The organism is Bacillus sp. 5mfcol3.1 (genome assembly GCF_900114335.1).
GTDB lineage: Bacteria > Bacillota > Bacilli > Bacillales > Bacillaceae_G > Bacillus_A > Bacillus_A thuringiensis_S.
Genome location: NZ_FOST01000001.1, coordinates 948,119 through 970,134, shown reverse-complemented (window position 1 = coordinate 970,134; position 22,016 = coordinate 948,119). Strand labels below are relative to the sequence as shown.

Genomic DNA, 22,016 nt, shown 5'->3' with positions numbered 1-22,016 from the left:
CCTCAAAGTAAATGAAATGATCATTAGTCAGTAATAACTGTATGAACTAATTTAGGAGCCACTGCTGTTTCAGCGATAGAGATGTTCTCATAAATTTTTGCTTTTACATCTTCTACATTTTCACGATTTGCGTAGATTGTTACGAACGGCTCGCCTTCTTTTACTGCATCGCCAACTTTTTTACGTAACATTAATCCTACTGCTAAATCGATTTCATCTTCCTTCGTTGCACGACCTGCACCAAGTAACATAGCTGCAATACCAATCTCATCTGCAACAATGTTAGAAATAACACCTGAAGTTTTTGCAGGTACATCAATTACATACTTCGCTTGTGGCATTTTTTCTGGATTGTCTACAATTGAGCTATCTCCGCCTTGATTGCTTAAGAACTCTTTAAATTTCGCAGTTGCTTTTCCGTTTTTCATCACTTCAATTAGCATTTCACGAGCTTCTTCTAACGTATTTGCTTTTTTCGCAAGTACGACCATTTGACTTCCTAATACAAGTACTAATTCTGTTAAATCTTCTGGACCTTCACCTTTTAACGTATCAATCGCTTCTTTCACTTCTAGAGCATTACCAATCGCAAATCCAAGAGGTTGTGACATATCTGAAATAACTGCCATTGTTTGACGTCCTACGTTATTTCCGATACGTACCATTGCATGTGCTAATTCTTTTGCATCTTCTTCTGTTTTCATAAATGCACCAGCACCTGTTTTTACATCAAGTACGATTGCGTCAGCACCAGCTGCAATTTTTTTACTCATAATTGAACTTGCGATTAAAGGAATTGAGTTAACAGTTCCTGTTACGTCACGTAATGCATAAATCTTTTTATCTGCAGGCGTTAAGTTTCCTGTTTGTCCAATAACAGCTACTTTGTCACGGTTTACAATATCGATGAACTGCTCTTTCGTAATTTCAACGTGGAATCCTTCTACCGCCTCTAATTTATCAATTGTTCCGCCAGTATGTCCTAAACCACGACCAGACATTTTTGCTACTGGTACGTCTAAAGCAGCAACTAATGGTCCTAATACTAAAGTTGTTGTATCACCAACACCGCCAGTTGAATGTTTGTCTACTTTAATTCCTTCAATTGCCGATAAGTCGATCGTTTCTCCAGACTCAACCATCGCCATCGTTAAATCTGCACGTTCGCGATCTGTCATATCTTTAAAGAAGATTGCCATTGCAAGTGCACTCACTTGATAATCAGGAATACTTCCGTCTGTATATCCATTAATAAAGAATTTGATTTCTTCAGTCGTTAATTCTTTGCCGTCACGTTTTTTTGCGATAATATCTACCATTCTCATTACAATCACCATTCCTTTTTATATTATATGAATCTATTAAAATAATAAGCCAACGATTGTTGCTGATAAGAAACTTACTAACGTTGCACCGAATAGTAATTTCAAACCAAATCTTGCGACTACATTCCCTTGCTTTTCATTTAAGCTCTTAACTGCCCCTGCAATAATTCCAATTGAAGAGAAGTTTGCAAATGAAACTAAGAATACAGATATAATCGCTGTCGTTCTATCTGAGAAATTAAAGTTTCCTTGTGCTAAATCTGTCATAGCGACAAATTCATTTGATACTAATTTTGTTGCCATAATATTTCCGGCATTAACTGCTTCATGCCAAGGTACACCCATAATAAATGCAAATGGTGCAAATGCATAACCAAGAATTTCTTGGAATGAGATACCAATTACACCTTTAAATACTGCATTAATGAATGCGATAAGAGCAACGAAACCGACTAACATAGCTGCTACTGTGATCGCAACTTTAAATCCGTCTATAATGTATTCACCTAATACTTCAAAGAAAGTCTTTTTCTCTTCTTCTTGCACTTCTAACATATCTTCTTCTTCAGTAACTTCATACGGGTTAATGATAGAAGCGATAATAAAACCACCGAATAAGTTAAGAACTAAAGCGGTTACAACATATTGCGGTTTTAATAACACCATATATGATCCAACGATAGACATTGAAACGGTAGACATTGCAGATGCACATAATGTATACATTCGTTTCTCTGGCAATAATCCTAGTTGTTTCTTAACTGAAATAAACACTTCAGATTGTCCTAAAATCGCAGAAGCAACAGCATTATATGATTCTAGTTTCCCCATTCCATTTACTTTACTTAATGCTAGACCGATAGATTTCACAATAATAGGTAATACTTTAATGTGTTGCAATATACCTATTAGTGCTGAGATAAATACGATTGGCATTAATACACTTAAAAAGAACGAAAACTCTTTTTGATTTACTAATCCACCAAATACAAAATTCACACCGTCAGCAGCATATTTTAATAACTCTCCAAAACCATCTGCTATTCCGCTAATTAATATATTCCCTACACTTGTATTTAATAATAAAAACCCCAAAATGAATTGTAAAATAACCATCGTTATGATTGGGCGATATTTGACTTTCTTTCTATTATTACTAGCAAGCCAAGCGATACCTAAAATCAATACGAGGCCAAAAATACCAATTAAGTATTTCATAAGCCTTCCCCTCCCATTCGTATCCGCTTACATCTTTTTCAATTGTTAAAGCAATAGATACACTTTACTTTGTGTATCTATTGCTCTTCACTTCATTAATGATTAGTAGTTATCTGTAGCACCTTTTGCATCATTTAATACGATTGCAACACTAGCACTTGCTCCAACGCGAGAAGCTCCAGCAGCTACCATTTTGTCTGCATCTTCACGTGTACGAACGCCACCAGATGCTTTTACACCAACGTTTGGTCCTACTGTTTTACGCATTAATGCGATGTCTTCAGCAGTTGCTCCGCCAGTTGAGAATCCAGTTGAAGTTTTTACGAAGTCAGCACCAGCTTTTACTGATAATTCACAAGCGCGTACTTTCTCTTCATCTGTTAATAGGCAAGTTTCAATGATTACTTTTACAAGAGCTTTTCCTTTTGCTGCTTGTACTACTTCATAAATGTCTTTTTCAACGAACTCGTTATCGCCGTCTTTTAAAGCGCCTACGTTGATTACCATATCAACTTCAGTTGCACCTTTTGCGATCGCATCTTTTGTTTCAAATGCTTTTGTTTCAGTCGTGCTTGCTCCTAATGGGAAACCGATTACAGTACAAACATCTACATCATGTCCAGCTAATTCTTCAGCAGCTAGCTTCACCCATGTAGGATTAATACAAACAGAAGCGAATTTATATTCCTTTGCTTCTTCGATTACTTTCATAACATCTTCTTTAGTAGTATTAGCTTTTAAAATTGTATGGTCAATTAACTTTGCAATGTTCATTATCTTCACTCCTCATATCTTTTAACAACTTCATTCTAACTCTTAGTTGAACAAATGTAAATACACTTTTGAAATTTTGTTCATTCTTTTTTAAAAGGCATTTTCTTGTAGTAAATAAAGCGCATTCTAACAAAGAACACTTCATATATAATCAAATTTTCTATGTTAACAATGGTAGTATGTATCTCCATATCCATAATTATTTTTAAAAAGGCAATTTGTGTTCAAAAAAGACTCCTATCATTCATACATAACAAAATAAAAGGAGTTCTCAAAATTAACATTTTGAGAACTCCTTTTATTTCTAACCTTTTTGATAATGTAACAGTTCTTTTGCTGTATGCTGATCGATAATTAATACATTTGCATACCCGCCACGTAACGCACCATCAATTGCTTTTATTTTTCTATTACCACCTGCAACTAAAATAGAGCGTTTCTTTAATTTCAGTTCCTCTAACTCAATTCCAATTGTACGCTGATTAATCTCTTCGCTACTAATATTTCCGTCTCCATCAAAGAAACGTGAACAAATGTCACCGACTGATTGTTTTTTGAGTAAACTTGTTTCATCCTTATCGAAATAACCTAATCGGAATAACAGCGCTTCGTCTCGCACTGTTCCTACAGTGAAAACTGCAATATTCGCTTGTTTCCCCATTTCGATAATGTGATGAATATGTCGATCCTGCTCTACTAATTCTTTTGTCACTGCATTATCAAATATAACTGGAAGAGGTAGATTTCTTGGCGTCGTTTGAAAAGCATCTGCAAATAAAGCTATCGTCTCATTCGCATATGTATTTACACTCGAATGACTAATGCCACCTTTTAGCTGGACAACCTCTACCCCTTTTACATGTTGCGGTACGATTTTTCTAGCAATTTCATACATCGTCATTCCCCAGCTTACACCAACAATATCACCGTTTTTAACCGTCTTTTCCATATACTCAGCAGCATATTTACTTATATACTCTGTAATCGTTGCATATTCCGGTACTGGAGAAAACACAACATGTGCCTCTAACAAGTTGTACTTTTCTTTCAGTAAATTCCCAACGTTATCTAAATCCGCAAATGGATCGGCGATGCTAATTTGAACAAACCCTTTTTCTTTCGCGTACTTTAACAATCTAGAAATCGTCGGTCTTGAAATATTTAATTTGTTAGCAATTTCTTGCTGACTATAATCTGATTGATAATATAATCTTGCAACTTCAACGCTTAATTGTTGTTTATCTTTTTCCATAGTAACTCATTACAAATCCCTTCCTGTATTTCCCTTTCGTTACAAGCATTATACAGCTTTATGCAAAAAAATTCGACTACCGAATTTTATCTAACTGAACTTTTATTCCACTTATTATATACAATGAAACCGTTCAATAAGAAACATAAACCATCGTCTAAAAACTATTCAAACACCCCTCATAAACAGAAGATACTGTTTATGAGGGGTGTTTATTCAATTTAAGTCTATAAAAGTTAAATGAAAGCAATGCAAGTTCTCACTTATTTAGAATAGGAGAAAAGATGATGTTTTATTTGTTCAATAAAATAATGATGGTGTATATTATCGTTAGATACTCGACTTGCCATAATAGCCCCCTCCATTGAAGATGCAAGAAAGGAAGCGAGTGATATAATGTCTACATCTTCTTTAAATTCTTGTTTCTCTATTCCTTCTTTTATGAGAGAAGCCATTAACATTACTGTATCATCATAACCTTTTGCTGCTGCTTTTTGTAATTCTGGAAATACTCCAGTACTTTCAATGGCACTATTAAGTAATGGACAGCCTCCAGCAATAGGAGGATTATTAGCTGCATCTTGATATACAAGGAAAATTGCAAGGATTTTATCAATTGCTGTCTTTTTATTTTCCATTGCTTTATGAAAATGACTCCACATAATCTCACCACTTTTGTCGTAGGCAGCAAGGACAATTTCTTCTTTACTTTTGAATCTACGATAAATAGATCCTTTAGGTAGTTCAGTAGCTGTCATTATATCCTGGATGGATGTGCGAGTTATCCCATTAGTATTAAATAAATATAAAGATGTTTCAATAATTTTTTCTTTAACCTTATCAACTTTAGTCATGCTTTGTAATCCTCCTAATGAAAACGATCCTAATATTCTAGGTAATGTTTACCCTCTATTTTCTTAATTTTTTTGTAAGTATAAATAAGTTTGGAACAGAAATATCTTATCAATTCCTATCTTATGGAAACCTCAAACAATACAGTTTGAAAAGAAGTTAATCAAATTGTATTACCTATATAACTTAAGTGAATTTTCTGTCAAAATAACATGACCAATTGTTTAATTCAGTCATATTATACAACTAATTTTATCTAAAATCGTAGAGTTGTAAAAATATATAGTTAATTTTAACGTATAGACATATGATTATTATATATAATTTTTATTAATATGTTTAGCTAAATTGTTTGAACTACCCCCACTTTCACTTCATTCTATAAAAGATTAACCATTAATGATTACTGGAATTAAATTGTAACAAAGCAACTGAAATATAAATATATTTGCTTTTTTCCATTTTGATTTTGTTAATACTTTATAAAAAGGGTTTAAAAAACTAGAAACTTGTAGTATCATTAGATTTCGATTCAGACCGAACCGTCCGGTTTAGAATCTTATATAAATATATTTAGAAGGAGAGCGTTATGCAGAAAGAAAAATCAAAAATTATAGGTAATTTAATTATGGGGGCAATACAGTGAACTTTATAAAAATGAATAAAAAAGAAATCATTATGCTAATAATCTTTACACTGTTTGTACCATTTCAAATTGGCTTGTACATACTATTTGGCATATCACTTTTAGCTAATGTCAATTTAGTTGAATCAGAATTTGTTCTTAGTGCCATCGGTTTTACTGTACCTGCTATTGTAGGAATCATTTGCTTTAGGAAAGAAATTATTGAAAGTTTTACTTATTTTAAAGAGAAGACAATTTTGAAAATAGTAAGTATTCCTATGGTAGTTTTATTTACGTTAATTGTGGAACAGTGTGTTATGTATTTTCTAGCAACTGGTCAACCAGAGAACCAAGAGCAGCTCCTTGAAACTGGTGCAGAGGTACCTCTTGTATTTACATTGCTTGTATTTGGTATTCTGGGTCCAATACTTGAAGAAATTGTGTTTCGCCACATATTAATAAATCGTTTTTCTTACCATATTGGTACTGCTATTGCATCTATCATTTCGATTATGATTTTTACACTTCTTCATACGAACCAACTTTCGGATATTGCTATTTATTTACCTGGATCGTTGATACTTACTGCGGCTTATCTTATTTCTAAAAGATCCATTGCATATGTTATAGCGATACACATGTTAAACAATTGCCTTGGTTTCATTCTGTAAGAAACTAGACTTGTTTCTAGTGCCAAAAATACTTTTTCTATGGCATAAGAAAGCTAATCAAAAATTATAATATATTAGGAGAGTGTCAGTCATGATTGTAACAACAACTTCTGGAATTCAAGGTAAAGAGATTATTGAGTATATTGATATTGTAAATGGTGAAGCTATTATGGGTGCAAATATTGTCCGCGATGTATTCGCTTCCGTTCGTGATGTTGTCGGTGGCCGTGTTGGTGCTTATGAAAGTAAGCTAAAAGACGCTCGTGATATTGCAATGGGCGAAATGAAAGAACTTGCAAAAGAAAAAGGTGCGAACGCTATCGTTGGTATTGACGTAGATTACGAAGTTGTTCGTGATGGAATGTTAATGGTTGCTGTCAGTGGTACAGCTGTACGTATATAAGTAAATAAAAAAACGGTTCCCCTTCGAATTTATACTTTGAGGGGGAATCCTGGTTCTGTTGCAGATTTTAAAGAATAAAGAGATGTTGATAAATCATTGTACGTCGAAAAACACAGTTTGAGTGTAAACTGTGTTTTTTTATATAGAGGCCCCATCACTATCAAGCTAAAAATCTTGTGTTAACTTGTGCAAAAAGTCCATTTTTTCGATTTGGGGTAATTTTGAATCCTTAAGTTTATGGGCATGTGGCGTTACCCTAATACTGTACAACTTTTTTATAAACGGTTGTAAGGTTCTACGTTTTTGACCATTCTGTACAACGATAACTTTGGTTTATTGATTTCACCTGTAATCTGGTAGCCTATCCTCTGATACAATTTAATTGCAAGTTGGTTCTCTTTCTTTACTGTCAGAGAGCATTTGGAAAAGCCTTGCAGCGAAGCTTGTTCCTCGGCAAACTCAAGTAGTCTGGTACCTATCCCTAGCCCTCGACTTTCGGGCAGTAAGGCAATTGTTCCGATGTGAAACTCGTCATCTTCTCCCTCCTTCAAGGTAAACATGGAATAAAGCATTTTGATATTCAGAATGTTATAAACAACAAACCCCAGCTTTCGGAACGAAAGCAGTTGTTTAAAAGTGGGCCAGGCAAGACGATTTAAGACGGGTATGGGATAGCAAGTAATCATCCCTAAAGTTTTCCCGTCCATTTGAGCTTCATAGGCGTATTGATGACTAAAACGGTTGTTCCCCTGCCGCCATAACCTACAAAATATCCCTTCGACTGTGTTCTTCTCCTCAGATCCTGCAAGCGGAAACGCCATGTATTCCAATGCCATTACATTTAGCTGGGCGCCGACCATGGACTGATGAACAGCCTTTACAATAGAGATTTGATTCATTTTCTATTGCTCCTTTTCACTTTCTATATTATTGATATTAATTATCATAGATTTAAATCAGTTCACTCTCCTCTCAACTCATCCTTAGCTTTGAAACCATAATAAAATGTATTTAAAACAAGCTCTGCGGCAGATTTTTTAGCCACATTTCCTTCATGTACCTGTTCCCAGGTATGGAAAAGCAGAGCATAAAGCGTATTTAAAATCCATTCGCTACTAACCGTTTGCTGAAAGTAACCTCTTTGTTGTAACAGTTCAATAACGCGTCGTAAGGGTTCCCTCAGCTTCTCTTCTGCTTCACCTAATTCTTTGTTGTTAAATACAGATGCATCATGACCTAGAAAATAGATTTTGTCACCTAAAGGGATTAACGCTTCAATGAGTTCCGGGATATAGTTTTCACTTCTTTCCTCATCCAGTGGAATCTGGTTTACAGTATCACTTACCAGTTGGATAGCCCGATGGCCCAAGAACAGCATCAATTTCTCCCTGCTTTCGACGTAGCGATGGAGTGTAGCAATTCCAATTCCCGCATATTCCGCAATTTCATTCATCGAAGCAGTAGGATTTTCAACAAGCAATATAGTAGCCGAATCAAGAATTGCATTAAATCTCGCTTCCTTCAACGCTGACAAGTCTTTCTTCATCGTCAATCTCTCCTTTTTCTGTATAAAGTCATCATTTTTGATAGATAAATATATCATTTGATATTATAATAAACAATTTAAAATAAAGTGTCCAGCTGCTGAATGTAGCTTTTCAAAAAGAATTATATTACTGAAACTGATAGTACTTTGAATGTTTCATTTTTAGCATTTCATTATTTAGATAACGATGAAGAAATTAAATTCTTTAATGTAATAAATACAAAAGCCAAAGGAAATGGTACGAATCGCTTTCTTAGTAGAGAAAATGATTACCTTATCTGGATTTTTCATGGCGAATTAATAATTACAGTAATTTTTCTACTTTTATTAAATCCGTTTGCACTTCATTTAATTACTGAATATTTTATAATGAAGTTACTTTCTGCATAAAGTTATCGGTTTTCCTTAAAATTCACTTCCGGGTATTTGGTCATCAGCCTTTTAAGGGTGGAGCCGTCATCCTTCTGTTTTACATACTGGTCAAAAAATGCCAGACTGAATTCGTTGATAATACGATGAACTTCCTTTGGATTTTCACCTGGGCTCTGCAACACAGGGGAGAACAAATGTAAATCAGTGAAGCTTGTATGATCCGTATGAGGAATGAGCATTGACATACCACCACCAGCTAACCCACGTCCGTATCGCTCCCTCACTTCATAGGGATCTGCTTCATCAGGCTCTTCTGCACTCATGAGCAGAAACGGTTTTCCAATTCCACTTTCAGGAAAAATTTCTCCATACAATGTACCATCCATATTGATAGCTGCTTTGACACGAGAATCTTTTGCAAGTATTTGTGTTGCGGTAGCTCCACCGTAAGAGTGGCCAAACATTCCAATTCGCGATGTATCCAGTCTTCCTGTAAAGAAGCCGGTCTCATCATTTTGGTTAAGTTTTTCTATCTGATTAAGGACAAAGCTGACATCTTCCTCCCATAATTTTATGTGACTATCCCCTTCATCAGTTAAATTGATGGGCTGTACGTAAGCAGTTCGACCATCTGGAAAGACGGTAGCTGCAGCATCAAAGGTATGATCGATACTTAGAACAATGTACCCTTGACTAGCCAACTCCTCAACTTGAAACGTGTTTTGATTACGAAAACCATTAAAACCATGAGAGAAAAGTAATATGGGATAGTGATTCTCTGAGTCTGAGAGTTGTAAATCCATAAACGAATGAGACTTTACCAATTCCATGTGGCTGAATGCAAATGCAGGAATGGACAATGTTTTTTCCAATCCCTTGGAGAGCTCATTTATGTTACGAATATAAGGTTCTGGATCCCCCTTGCTTTTTTCAGCTGCAGGATACCAAATTTGCACCATCAGTTCGCGCCGATCGGTTGGATTTTTCGAATATGGTTCATTTCTCTGATGATCAATCCAATGATATACCTTCGTACCGACCCTATGTGGGCCAGTTGGTTCTTCAAATGAAAATACTGGCATAAGTAAGGGTAGCGCAACTGCTACAGACAAATAGATACATAGCAACGAAGCCTTAACTATGAATATACCCCAACTTCTAAAGCCCTTTTTCCGCACCGTTAATAAATAGCATAAAATTAAGATAACTGGGGATACATATGCCGGAATCATCTGCCATCTAAAACCTTCTGCCAATAGCTGAACTGTAACCATTACAACGGCAACCAAAGTAGCTAATTTAGACCACTTTTTCGTTTCTCTTCCTACTAACAGTATCCAACTTAATAGACTAAAATTCAAAACTATCAAAACAACTTCCCAGAAATTCATTGGCATATCTCCTTTGCATGCATTTTACTTCTAATTAAAGAGGTAGTTTTCAGTTTGAGCAAAAGCAGATGAAACACCTATATAGTTGCACCGATTATGCTAATCGTTTCATCCACTCTACTCCTTTATTCAAATTAAAAACTTAAAATGCCCAGCTACCTTTACGGAAAATTGGTTCTACAGTTCCATCTGATAGAATACCGTCGATGTCCATCTCTCTGCTACCAATCATAAAGTCCTCATGTGTTACTGAAATATTTGCACCTAACGTTTCAAGCTGATCGTTTTCTAAATCTCTTCCACCCTCTAAGCAAGTTGGATAAGCTTTACCAATCGCTAAATGATTCGATGCATTTTCATCAAACAATGTATTAAAATATAAAATTCCCGATGCTGAAATTGGTGATTCATGTGGTACAAGTGCTACTTCACCTAAATAGCAAGAGCCTTCATCCACATTAATAAGCTCTTGTAATAAATCATGTCCTACCTGTGCTTCAGCTTTAACAATTTTTCCTTCTTCAAATGTCAGTTTAAAGCCATCGATAATATTCCCTTGATAAACTAATGGTTTTGTATTGCTTACATAGCCATTTACACCTTGTTTCATCGGTAACGTATAAACCTCTTCTGTCGGCATATTAGCCATAAAGATAGTATCATCAGGAGTTTTACCACCTCCAGTAACCCATTTATGCTGTGGTGCTAATGCAATTGTTAAATCAGTACCTGGCGCTGTATAGTGAAGCTTCATATATTTTTTATCGTTCAGTAGGACCGCACGAGATTCTAAATTTGTTACATGTTCACGCCATTTTTCAATAGCACTGCCGTCACCAATACGAACAGCTTTAAAAATAGCCTCCCATAATGCTGGTACTTGATCCTCAGTTGCTAAACCTGGGAACACCTTCGATGCCCACTTTGGTGAAGGAACTGCTACCATCGACCAAGCTATTGAATCCTTCATTACGGCGTTGCGATTGTTTCTCAGAGCAGCTCCTGCTACCTTTTGATAGGTAGCTAGACGATCAGATGAAATACCTGTAAATTTATCAGGATCTGTAGCATCTATCATTAATAGTGCTCCTTTACGTTCGATCAGCTCATCATTCATTTTGACTATCCACTCTGGGAAGCGATTAAATTCTTCATCTGAGGCATAATCAAAGTAAGCACGTTCCATTTCTTCATCCGAAAAATTAACATGAACACGCCCTGCCCCAGCCTTATAAGCCTCTTTGACAACTATACGGGCGAAATCCAATGTATCTACTGATGTATTGACTAATAAGTATTGCCCTGGTTGAATATTGACACCGATTTTCACCGTAAGTTCTGCATATGCTTGTAATTTTTCTTCAAAAGTCATATTATTTACCTCGCTTTTATCAAATTGGTTTTGAATTCCCCTCACTAACCTGCTTTCATACCATACTTTCTGAACAGGTTTTCTCAGAATTTCTCTTTCCTATTTTTTACATTTTTCATCAAGACATGATAACAACTAATGGATTTTTTCTACTACTCATATATTTACTTTCTAAACTTTGATTCAAATAATATTGGTTTTTTTTCAAAAAATCTAATCGAAGGTATCAAACACTACAACAAATTATAGAGTTCTTTATTGTGAAAGCTCACTCATTTCTTCCCAATCTTTTCAATGTTGCTGCACCTAAAGGCTTTCCATCAATGTGGCGTTTAACATTCTCAATCACTCCTTTCTCTTTATAAAGTTATTTTTGATAGATAAACATATCATTCGATATAAGATTAAATCATTTCAAACGAATTATCAAGTCGTAAAATTTAATTTTTAAAAAATTGGGTAAAAAAAACTATATGAACATGGATTCTATCAAAGGGAGCGATAACGAAAAGATTTTTACGCACACATGGATACGAAATTACTGCTCAAAAATACCCCCTACATTTATCTGCAAGAGGGCTATCTTTTTATTCATTTTGCCAATAAACAAACATGTTTCCACTTTACCAATCTTTTTTCATGTTTATATTATCCTATCTAGATGAAGATATCTCCTAGAGGTAACACCACATGCCCATCAAGTTAAGAGTTTAATTGTTGCCACAAAACGAGAAAACTGAACCGGATTTTTATGAGTAATTATGAAGAGATAGAATTTTAGTTTTGGGGATATTTCAAAAGTTTAGCTTGATGGGTATGTGAATCTCCTCTCTATAACAAATATTTTTTAGTAAATGTTAAAAATTTTGCGAGAGTGTAAATTTTTAACATTTTAATTTTTCTCAATTGTATAACTTTATTTTTGAATTATACTTAATTCGTAATCCCAAAATTAGGAAAGGAGCTTTGAGATAGGACATTTATCTTAAATGTTTACTTGGAGGAGTGATTAAAAAAATCAATGAAGGTAATGTGTTTCTAAATTAATCAGGAAGAGAACTTGAAATGTTACTATGCTTTTTTTACTCATCTAAAAATATCATCAAAATTTTTTAATAAGTGCAAATTTAAAAAATCCACTTTCGGCATTAATGAAAAAGCTGATATTTCGTATATAAGTAATTAATGAATTTGAACGAAAGGACTGATCTATATGGACAGCAGAAAGAATTGTAGATTACAAAAAACTATAAAGGTGTTTGCAACATCCGCTATTTTAGCAACCACGTTATTTGCACCTATTATGTCAAACAATTTAGATGTGCATGCAGAAACTGCACAAACTGCAACTCAATTTGAACAAAGAGAGTTTGACCTTCCAGGTACAGGAAGTTTTTGGGATGAAGCAAAAAGAGAAAAAAGAAGTGAGCAAAAAAATTATATGCCAACAGGCATATATGTGAAACCTAATGAACAGGTTACAATTACAGTATCAGGAACGCAAAAGATTAGAGCCATTATTGGGACACATCAATATGATAAAGAATGGGGAAAAGAAATTGATCTTTCTCCAGGCTCTAATACTATCTCTTCACCAAACGGCGGCGTATTAGGGTTAGATAATTTTCAAAGCACAGGAACAGTTAAGGTGCAAGTAACGCAAGGCGGTAGTCCTATTCCTTTCTTTGTATTAGGGAAACACACAAAAGCTGACTGGATTGCCATGATGAACAACTATCCAAATGCACATGCAGTACAATTGAAATCAGAACGAGCCGTACTAACTGTAACTCGTGATAGTGCCAATAAATATATTGTAAATCAAGATCCTGTGCCCCTATTAAATAAATATGATGATATGATTCGAGCGCAAGACAAGTTAGCAGGGCTATCTGAAACGGATCCTAATCCTTTACATCGTTCAACTCGTCGTATTTGGGCCTTTGTAGAAAATCCTAACGCACAAAGTTGGGGCATGTATGCAAGTTGGGATGGAGCCGTCTTTACGACTGCTGGTGAAGCTATCAAAAGTACTTTAAATGTAAATGAGTTTGGATGGGGACAAATGCATGAAGCGGGACATGCACGACAACAATATCCATGGACGTGGAATGATTTAAGAGGTATGGGTGAAGTAACGAATAATCTATATTCATTAGCTGCATTCAAAAAAATATACCCAAATATACCAACACGTTTAGATACAGAGGGAGATTATAATAGAGCTTTTGCGTATTTAAACCAAACAAATAAAGAATATAAAAATATTGACGACCTGTTTGTAAAACTTGTTATGCTTTGGCAACTTCATTTGGCATATGGGGATGATTTTTATCCAAATCTCCACAAATTATATCGTGAGATACCTGAAGATCAACTTCCCAAAACAGACGAGGATAAAATACAGGCATTTATTTACAATACATCGAAAATAGCAAAACAAAATGTACTGCCATTCTTTGATAAATGGGGATTGAAAGCAACACAAGAAACGAGACAAAAAGTAGAAGCTTTAAACACCCCAACATTAATTGCACCTATATGGGAAGCGACGGATGCTAAACCTGTTAAACCACTTGCTGTATTGTCAAAAAAAATAATGAAGGCAAGTGCAAATAGTGAGGAATCAACGGGCTCAGCTAGTAAGGCGATAGATGGAAAAACAGATACATTTTGGCATAGTACTTGGACACCAAATCAATATCCTTACAATTTGACACTAGAACTTGGTGATACACGTACCATTTCACAATTGGCATATCTTCCAAGGCAAGATTGGTCAGAAAATGGCCGTATTTTAACTTACAATATTTATACGAGTGTAGATGGCATTACGTATGACAAAATATCATCAGGAACATGGGAAAATAATAGTGATAAGAAAACGGCAACATTTACCCCAGTTACTGCAAAGTATGTAAAAGTGGAAGTAACGAAAGGACAGAATGGATTTGCTTCAGCAGCTGAAGTAGATATTTTAGGGTATTAATTATTTTCACTTGTAAATGAGTATATGATCACAGGGTGGATTTTGAAATATTTTGAGGATCTGCCCTGTGATATTTTTTGCGTATTTCATGTTCTGTTTTCACTTTATAATTTCTGATAGGAAATTAAGTGAATAAGTTTCAGTTAATACTAATAAAGTAAAAGTCTATAATGATTCTTCAAAAATTTCTTCCTCAAAAAATCTTTTTTGTTTCAACATTTTTCTGACTACTTAGTTTTTCAAACACTGCTTCTGCTTCTTGACCATAATCTCTAAATGTACCTCCAGCAACAGAATCAATTTCTAAATATTTTTCCTTTGAAATCAGATTAGGAGTTAAGGAACCCTTATTCTCATCTCCTACTAAAGACATGTACATAAATATAAGTAGAAATATAACTAATAATCCTAATGTTATTTTCCCTATTTATTGTCTCCTGTTCTAAAAAAACAGTTTCTGTCTATCATACCAACAATAGGGAATGTCCTTTTAGAATTTATAAAAAATATAAAAATACATGACAAACTTATATATAATTGCAAGTTCAACTCTCACAAAAAACAGGATAAAAAAATAAACAGCAGAACTAGTCCACTGTTTACTTTGCCACACCTTCATGTAATTTTTCTGTATAATCCTTTACATCTTTCCAGCTATCTTTCGCTGTATGTAAATCTTCTTTTATAAACGTAAACTCTTCTGGAGAAATTCCTTTTACGTTTTGTAGTAAATTATTATATTTTGCACCTACTGTATACCATTGATTTGATATGTTTTGTAGTGCTGTAATTGCTGCATCAATTGTTTCTGTCATGTTTGTTGTTTTATTTTTTACATCAGTCAAAATTAAGACTTCTGCTTGCGCTCCTGAAATTCTATCTTTTAAATTAGCGATTTCTCTTTCTGCATTTGCGATATCTTTTTTCGCAACCGCAATCATTGGCCCGCCAGCAAGACATGTTATTAGCGCTACGCAAAGTACGCCACCAGCAATGACCATATCATTACTCTTTTTAATTGAATCGTTATATGTATTTATTTGTTGCTCTAAAGCTGGAATACCAGCATTCGTACTTGCCAATATCGCTGTTAACTGATTTGTATCCTCTTTGAAACTATTTGTATCTTTCGCCATTCTATCGCGAAAAGCTTTCAAATTCCCTAATAATCCATCTACCTCATTTTGATTCTTTACAATATCCGCATACAACTTTTCTAAATCCGCTTTTAATTTTCCGCTATCCTTTTGATCAATCGCTATTAACATGTCATTATAATACGATTGAAAAGTATTATTGTAATTTATAATATTTTGATCCGTTTTCATAATTTGAGGCTTCATATTATTTAACCAATATGCTGCATTAACTTTTGCATCTCTTTGATGCTGAATCATATTCCCTTTAAATTCACTATTAATCGAACTTATTTTACTTAAATCCGTCTCTTGTTGATTTTGAATTAATTTTGCATATGAATCCATTGCAAATATACTTGATGTCGTTTGTGCCATTACATCTTGGAATCCAGCTGGTCCAAGAGAATAGTTTTTCACATTTTCTTGTAGCACCTTTACATTTTGTTCTGCTGCAAAAGGATGTAAAGGAAATGCGTTACTTGTTGCCACCCCAGCAATCATTACCGCTAAAAGACATTTTTTATAAAAACTTTTCTGCATATTTTTCACCTATTCTCCTTATAAGGATATCAAAAGCTCCTGCTCACAACTGAACAGGAGCTTCAAATCATTCATCAACACTTAACGCTCTAACGATTCGTATTCAATTATGCTTTTTTCGTATCTACTACTTTAATATCTTCAGCATAAATCTTTTCTGCATAGTCTTTAATGTTTTTCCAGCTATCTTTCGCAATGTTTAAATCTTCTTTAATGAAAACTAGGTCGTTTGGACTAATAGAATCTACATTTTGAAGTAAAGAATTGTATTTTGATCCCATTGTGTACCATTGGTTTGAAATATTTTGTAACGCTGTAATTGCAGTATCAATTGTATTTGTTAAATACTCTGTTTGTGTTTTAATGTTCGTTAATCCTGCTACTTCTAATTGCGCAGTTGTAACTTGTCCTGTTATCTTTTGAATTTCTGCTTGTGCATTATCAAGCTCTTTCTTCGCTAATACGATTCCAGCTGTACCACCGCCTACAGCTGCTGCACCACCTGCAATTAATGCTACTCCTAGCGGTGTTCCTGCGCCCGTAGCAATAACTACTGCACCACCGATAATTGCAATTGGTCCTAGAGCTGTCGCAACAGATGAACCGATAATAATTGCATTATATTTACTAATTGCTTCATTGTACGTTGTAATTTGATTTTGCAGAAGCGGAATCCCTGCATCTTGACTAGCTAATATAGATGTAATTTGATTTGCATCACCCTTGAAGTTTTGCGTATCCGAAGTCATTTTATTTCGGAATTTCTTCAAGTCTTCTACTAACTGATCCACTTGTGCTTTATTTTCATTAATACTACTTGATAATCTAGTTAAGCCTTTCGTAAGAGTCGCTTTATCCTTTGCATCAACTGCAGCAACTAAAGTATCATAATAGTTTTGGAATTTCGTATTGTAGTTAATGATATTTTGATTTGTTGAAATAAGCTGTGGTTTTAATACATCTAACCATTGCTTCGCATTTCCTCTAGCTGTATCTTGGTGCTGAATTACTTTCCCTTTTAAAGCCGCATCAACAGACGATACATTTCCAAAGTTAACATTACCTTGTTTAATAATTGTTAAAGCGTACAGATCCATTACTAAAGCATTTGAACCTGTTCTTTCCATTGCATCTTTCAAGCCTTCTGGTCCTAATGAGTATTCTTCATAGTCATTATAAGCTTTTGCTACCGCATGAACTGGAGCTTGTTTCACTGTACTTTCAGCTGCATACGTATGAGCCGGCATAATATTTCCTGCTGCAAATACTGCCATAAGTGCTGATAGAGCCATTACTTTATAAGGTTTTTTTGTCATTTTTCTTCTCTCCCTATATCGCTAATTATTTTTCTGTTTAATGTACTTCAACGTTTGTAACGTAATCTTCAAATTGATTTGTTTGCTTATTCATTTCATCACTTACTTTTTTAATTTGATTGAAATGTTTTTGAAGTAAACTACTGTCTGTATACGTGCCTTCTTCAACATTTGTTTGAATTTGAATCATATTATTATTTAAAACTTTCCAATCCGTTAATAACGTTTCTAAAGTTGTAATTTGACGATCAATTAATTCTGTAAAGCTATTTACTTGATCTTCAACGAATGTAATTTGAGTCGCCTCTGCTTCAGTTTGTGATAACTTTTGAATAAGTGGTAATAACTCTTTTTGCTTTTGTTGAATGCGAAGAGCTGCTTCTCTCGTTTGACTATCTGCAGCATTTACAATTTCATTACTTAAAGTACCGATAGAAACAAAATCGATTGTTTTCGTTTGTGCAGTTTGATTTGTGATTGTAAATACTTGTTTACCGATATTAATAGAACCTTTAATGATTTCTTGAGGTCTATTCAAAATAGTAGTTAGTTCAGCTTGAATTTCCCCTTGAATTCTTTTAATATCTTCTCTTAATTTCACAATATCTCCACTTGATCCTTGCAGTGTTTTTATTGCTTCATCGGCTTTAATTGATAAGTTGTTACTATCTTTGTCTAATACTGTTTTAAATCTATTTAACTCTAATAAATCTTGCTCCATACTCTCTTGGATGCTTTGTACTTGCAATTGTAATTTTCCATATGCACTCATAAAATCTGCTTTTGCTTGCTGATCTTCATTTACGTTTCCTGCTAGTTCATAGAGCTTACTATAATAGCTATTAAATCTAGTGCTGTATCTCATCATTTCTTGATTTAAGTCAATTAGCTTCGGATTATATTCATCAATCCATTCTCTTACATTCGCCTTTGCAAACTTTTGATGATTCGTTAAGCTACTCATCGCATTTACCTTAATGTCTGGCTGTTGCAAGATAATTAATCCGTATGCTTGAATAAGCGGTGATTGTGATCCTAACATTCTAATTGAATTGGATAATGTATTTGGAGCAATTACATTTTGCGCATATACTGTTTTCACTTCTGTTTGCCCCTCCTTAGCGTAAGCGCTTACAGGAATGAAGCAACTCGTAGATACTGCTGTAACCAATAACCCTGTAATTAAAGTCTTTTTCACTTTAACTCCTCCTATGTATTAGCAACTATTACTATCGCATTTTATTATTCTATTTTCTTGCCCATAATTTGAGATGATTAAAATAGAGAACGTTCTCACCGTGATCCATGTATGAACCACCTCTCTCGTATTGCTACAGTACTTACTTATCGTCACAAAACATTTTATTATTTTTCATATGTGTTTAGTATGAATAACATTGTATAAGTTTTCTATTTCATCGAAATTCTCACATTCACATAGTGAATATATTACTTAAAAATATTATTCATTTTAAACTAAACAACATGCGTAAATATGAAATTTCGTTTTGTTTTCATATATGTTTTGTACTGTAAGGTCATTTAAACACAGCTGTTTATATAACGTAAAGAAGTATTTTCATTCCCTTTATTTTCAAGCTTTCATGTCCTTATTTCAAAATATAATCCGATTCACTTTATCGATTGAAATATCTATATATCACAACAGAAAACACTACTTGCAAATAACCGATAAAATTATATTAATATAATTTTTAAATCCATATGCAATTATGCATAGCATATACACAAAAAGGATAGCTTCATTTTCACGAAGCTATCCTTCAAAAATCTTCTTATTTTTTCAAATGATATGGAACTGTCGTAATAACAACATTTCTTTTATAAAGTAAATACGCACGTATGAGTAAACTGGATTGATTATGAAGAATGTTATGCCAACCTTTTTTCGGAATGAACTGTGGTATAACGACCGTAACGCGGTAATTCGATTCACTTGCCTTATATTGCACTGTATCAATGAACTTCGTTAGCGGCTGAATAATACTTCTATAATGAGAATGTAATGTAACAAGCCTTACTTCAGGTTGCCACACCTTCCATTTCTCTTCAAATTTCTTTTCCTCTTCTCTGTCAAAAGCAACATATACAGCGATAACTTGATCTGCCGAAAGAGATTTCGCATAGTTCAATGAATTTTCTACTACATGCGTCATACCTGCTACAGGAACGACAATTACATTCCCCTCAATTGGAATAAGAGGTTCACAAGTTTTTAAACTTAATTGATCACCCACTGCATCATAATGCTTCTTAATTCGATGAAACAAGAAGATAATAGCAGGTAAGAAAATAAGAATCGACCAAACTTGTGCAAATTTAGTTAAAAAGAACATGCTCATTACGATAAAACTAATAACTGCACCAATTAAATTAACCGTTAATTTTAAAACCCATCCTTCAGGTTTTTCGCGAAGCCACTTTAATACCATCCCTGTTTGAGAAAGTGTAAATGGAATAAATACCCCTACTGCATATAACGGAATTAAATGTTCTGTTTGTCCTTGGAAAGCTACAATTAAAATAATCGAAGCAACTCCAAGTATTATAATACCGTTTGAGTAACCTAGACGGTCTCCTCTAATCGTAAACATTCTCGGTATAAATTTATCTTTTGCGAGGTTAACCGCTAATAAAGGAAATGCAGAATAGCCTGTATTAGCTGCGAGAATTAATATTAAAGCTGTTGTACCTTGTATGAAATAGTACATGAAATTACGTCCAAATGTTTGTTCAGCAATTTGAGAAACAACTGTTACTTCTTTACTCGGCGTCACTCCGTAATAATAAGCTAAAAATACAATTCCTGAAAATAACACAGCAAGTAATGCACCCATTGCAAGCAATGTTTTTGCAGCATTGTTTGGCGCAGGATCTTTAAAGTTCGGAATTGCGTTTGAAATTGCTTCAACACCTGTTAAAGCAGAACTACCTGATGCAAATGCTCTTAACAGTAAAAACAAACTAATACCCGCAACCGGCGTTCCGATCGGCGTGTGTAAAGTTGGTGAAACGTGACCAGTCAAAATATTATATATGCCTACACCAATTAATATAAATAGGGCTAAAACAAATAAATAAACAGGATATGCTAAAACAGAAGCTGATTCCGTTACTCCTCTTAAATTTAAGATGGTAATAAATATAACAAATATAATCGCAATGATTACATTATGTGCATGTAAACTAGGAAAAGCAGATGTTAGCGCATCTGTACCTGCAGATACACTTACCGCAACAGTTAAAATATAGTCGACTAATAAAGATCCTCCAGCAATTAAGCCTGGATTCATCCCTAAATTTTCTTTTGATACAACATACGCTCCCCCGCCATGCGGATAAGCAAAAATAATTTGACGATAAGATAAAATAAGGGCTGTCAATAATACTAATACCCCAACAGCGATCGGAATGGAATACCAATAAGCGATCGCTCCCACACCTGCTAAAGCAATTAAAATTTGTTCTGGACCGTAAGCAACTGATGACAATGCGTCAGAAGATAAAATAGCTAAAGCTTTCGTTTTATTAAGCTTTTGTTCTCCAAGCTCTGTTGATTTTAACGGTCTTCCAATTAAAAATCTTTTAATAGATGAAACCAATGCTGTCCACTCTCCAATAATTTTGTACGAACTTTTCTGCTTGTTACAGCCAGTAAACTATTTCTTCAGAAAACAAAAAATGTCTACAAGCCATAGCGAAATAGACTTGTAGACATTATTTTTTTTGTCGCACAAGCTCCACCTTCCTTCTCAATATAACGCTTACGAGGTTAGCTGTCGGATTCGGGCCTATGAGTAGCCCTACCTTTTTCAAGGATTCACCCCATCGGATTATGTACTAATCCGTAAAAACGGGTCCCCCGTACCATGCGGTTTCAGCGATTTAGAAAATTGAAACTGTGGATTATAATACTCCTTTATTTTCAAAAAGTAAACAAAAATTTTTAATAAGAAAAAAATTAAAATGATTGCGCATAATCCGCTGAGAAATATACATAATGAATATTAAAAATCCGCAAAGGAGACCCATATGTCTAAAGAAAAGAAGCCTATTTTTTCCGATTCATATTTAGATGCAGTAGCAAATGAAATTAATCAGTTATATGGTAAACGTGAACAGGAAATAAATTTGACAGATAGAACGAAAAGAAATAAATAATTTGTCATACAAAAAAATAAAAAAGATAGCAATACACTTATATATTGCT

18 protein-coding genes and 1 riboswitch are annotated in these 22,016 nt (G+C 34.3%); of the genes, 4 read left to right on the top strand and 14 right to left on the bottom strand.

Translation table 11 applies throughout. The features are described from left to right. Window positions 1-23 precede the first annotated feature (23 nt). From BM089_RS05070 to BM089_RS05050, 5 genes are all read right to left on the bottom strand, one after another. On the bottom strand, window positions 24-1,325 hold the full coding sequence (locus BM089_RS05070) for a pyrimidine-nucleoside phosphorylase (RefSeq protein WP_002093946.1): 1,302 nt from the start codon (window positions 1,323-1,325) through the stop codon (window positions 24-26). 36 nt (window positions 1,326-1,361) lie between these two features. Beyond that, entirely contained in the window at window positions 1,362-2,543 is a 1,182-nt protein-coding gene (locus tag BM089_RS05065; RefSeq protein WP_000876171.1) for a NupC/NupG family nucleoside CNT transporter, read from the bottom strand. Window positions 2,544-2,645: 102 nt separating this feature from the next. After that, entirely contained in the window at window positions 2,646-3,317 is a 672-nt protein-coding gene (deoC, locus tag BM089_RS05060) for a deoxyribose-phosphate aldolase (protein ID WP_001017444.1), read from the bottom strand. A gap of 304 nt (window positions 3,318-3,621) precedes the next feature. After that, window positions 3,622-4,569, bottom strand: coding sequence for a sugar-binding transcriptional regulator (locus BM089_RS05055; protein WP_000409787.1), 948 nt, complete (start codon window positions 4,567-4,569; stop codon window positions 3,622-3,624). A 263-nt stretch (window positions 4,570-4,832) separates the two neighbouring features. Continuing rightward, the gene (locus BM089_RS05050) at window positions 4,833-5,423 is read right to left on the bottom strand and encodes a TetR/AcrR family transcriptional regulator (protein ID WP_000169649.1); all 591 of its coding nucleotides are present in this window, start codon (window positions 5,421-5,423) and stop codon (window positions 4,833-4,835) included. Window positions 5,424-6,063: 640 nt separating this feature from the next. On the opposite strand from BM089_RS05050, the gene BM089_RS05045 reads away from it, so the two are divergent. Together BM089_RS05045 and BM089_RS05040 are read left to right on the top strand one after the other, a co-directional pair. After that, window positions 6,064-6,717: a CPBP family intramembrane glutamic endopeptidase gene (locus BM089_RS05045; RefSeq protein ID WP_001009301.1), complete on the top strand. Its 654-nt coding sequence runs from the start codon at window positions 6,064-6,066 to the stop codon at window positions 6,715-6,717. 91 nt (window positions 6,718-6,808) lie between these two features. Further along, the gene (locus BM089_RS05040) at window positions 6,809-7,120 is read left to right on the top strand and encodes a heavy metal-binding domain-containing protein (RefSeq protein WP_000637518.1); all 312 of its coding nucleotides are present in this window, start codon (window positions 6,809-6,811) and stop codon (window positions 7,118-7,120) included. A gap of 275 nt (window positions 7,121-7,395) precedes the next feature. Here BM089_RS05040 and BM089_RS05030 read toward each other — a convergent pair whose 3' ends face one another. The 4 genes from BM089_RS05030 to BM089_RS05015 all read right to left on the bottom strand — a co-directional run bounded on the left by BM089_RS05030 (window position 7,396) and on the right by BM089_RS05015 (window position 11,801). Then, a complete protein-coding gene (locus BM089_RS05030) occupies window positions 7,396-8,019 on the bottom strand; it encodes a GNAT family N-acetyltransferase (RefSeq protein ID WP_001071936.1) in 624 nt (207 codons plus the stop codon). A gap of 62 nt (window positions 8,020-8,081) precedes the next feature. After that, entirely contained in the window at window positions 8,082-8,666 is a 585-nt protein-coding gene (locus BM089_RS05025; RefSeq protein WP_000710980.1) for a TetR/AcrR family transcriptional regulator, read from the bottom strand. A 392-nt stretch (window positions 8,667-9,058) separates the two neighbouring features. Continuing rightward, window positions 9,059-10,429 (bottom strand): alpha/beta hydrolase family protein, encoded by a 1,371-nt coding sequence (locus BM089_RS05020; RefSeq protein ID WP_001012290.1) that lies wholly within the window; start codon window positions 10,427-10,429, stop codon window positions 9,059-9,061. Window positions 10,430-10,571: 142 nt separating this feature from the next. Continuing rightward, window positions 10,572-11,801 carry an aminopeptidase gene (locus BM089_RS05015; protein WP_090976165.1) on the bottom strand — a complete coding sequence of 410 codons (1,230 nt, stop codon included), beginning with the start codon at window positions 11,799-11,801 and terminating at the stop codon, window positions 10,572-10,574. 1,213 nt (window positions 11,802-13,014) lie between these two features. Here BM089_RS05015 and BM089_RS05010 point away from each other — a divergent pair. Next, window positions 13,015-14,790, top strand: a complete 1,776-nt coding sequence (locus BM089_RS05010; protein ID WP_000378337.1) for a M60 family metallopeptidase — start codon at window positions 13,015-13,017, stop codon at window positions 14,788-14,790. Between the two features lie 193 nt (window positions 14,791-14,983). Here BM089_RS05010 and BM089_RS05005 read toward each other — a convergent pair whose 3' ends face one another. The 5 genes from BM089_RS05005 to BM089_RS04980 form a co-directional block, all read right to left on the bottom strand. Continuing rightward, the gene (locus BM089_RS05005; protein ID WP_000060529.1) at window positions 14,984-15,163 is read right to left on the bottom strand and encodes a hypothetical protein; all 180 of its coding nucleotides are present in this window, start codon (window positions 15,161-15,163) and stop codon (window positions 14,984-14,986) included. A gap of 226 nt (window positions 15,164-15,389) precedes the next feature. Beyond that, the gene (gene nheC, locus BM089_RS05000) at window positions 15,390-16,469 is read right to left on the bottom strand and encodes a non-hemolytic enterotoxin NHE subunit C (RefSeq protein ID WP_063246126.1); all 1,080 of its coding nucleotides are present in this window, start codon (window positions 16,467-16,469) and stop codon (window positions 15,390-15,392) included. A gap of 107 nt (window positions 16,470-16,576) precedes the next feature. Next, the gene (gene nheB, locus BM089_RS04995) at window positions 16,577-17,785 is read right to left on the bottom strand and encodes a non-hemolytic enterotoxin NHE subunit B (RefSeq protein ID WP_000162968.1); all 1,209 of its coding nucleotides are present in this window, start codon (window positions 17,783-17,785) and stop codon (window positions 16,577-16,579) included. 37 nt (window positions 17,786-17,822) lie between these two features. Beyond that, on the bottom strand, window positions 17,823-18,983 hold the full coding sequence (gene nheA / locus BM089_RS04990; protein ID WP_000751828.1) for a non-hemolytic enterotoxin NHE subunit A: 1,161 nt from the start codon (window positions 18,981-18,983) through the stop codon (window positions 17,823-17,825). 598 nt (window positions 18,984-19,581) lie between these two features. Continuing rightward, window positions 19,582-21,408, bottom strand: a complete 1,827-nt coding sequence (locus BM089_RS04980; protein WP_000254901.1) for an APC family permease — start codon at window positions 21,406-21,408, stop codon at window positions 19,582-19,584. Window positions 21,409-21,552: 144 nt separating this feature from the next. Then, window positions 21,553-21,699: riboswitch (cyclic di-AMP (ydaO/yuaA leader) on the bottom strand. Window positions 21,700-21,838: 139 nt separating this feature from the next. On the opposite strand from BM089_RS04980, the gene BM089_RS31745 reads away from it, so the two are divergent. After that, window positions 21,839-21,967, top strand: a complete 129-nt coding sequence (locus BM089_RS31745) for a hypothetical protein (protein WP_000031873.1) — start codon at window positions 21,839-21,841, stop codon at window positions 21,965-21,967. Window positions 21,968-22,016 lie beyond the last annotated feature (49 nt).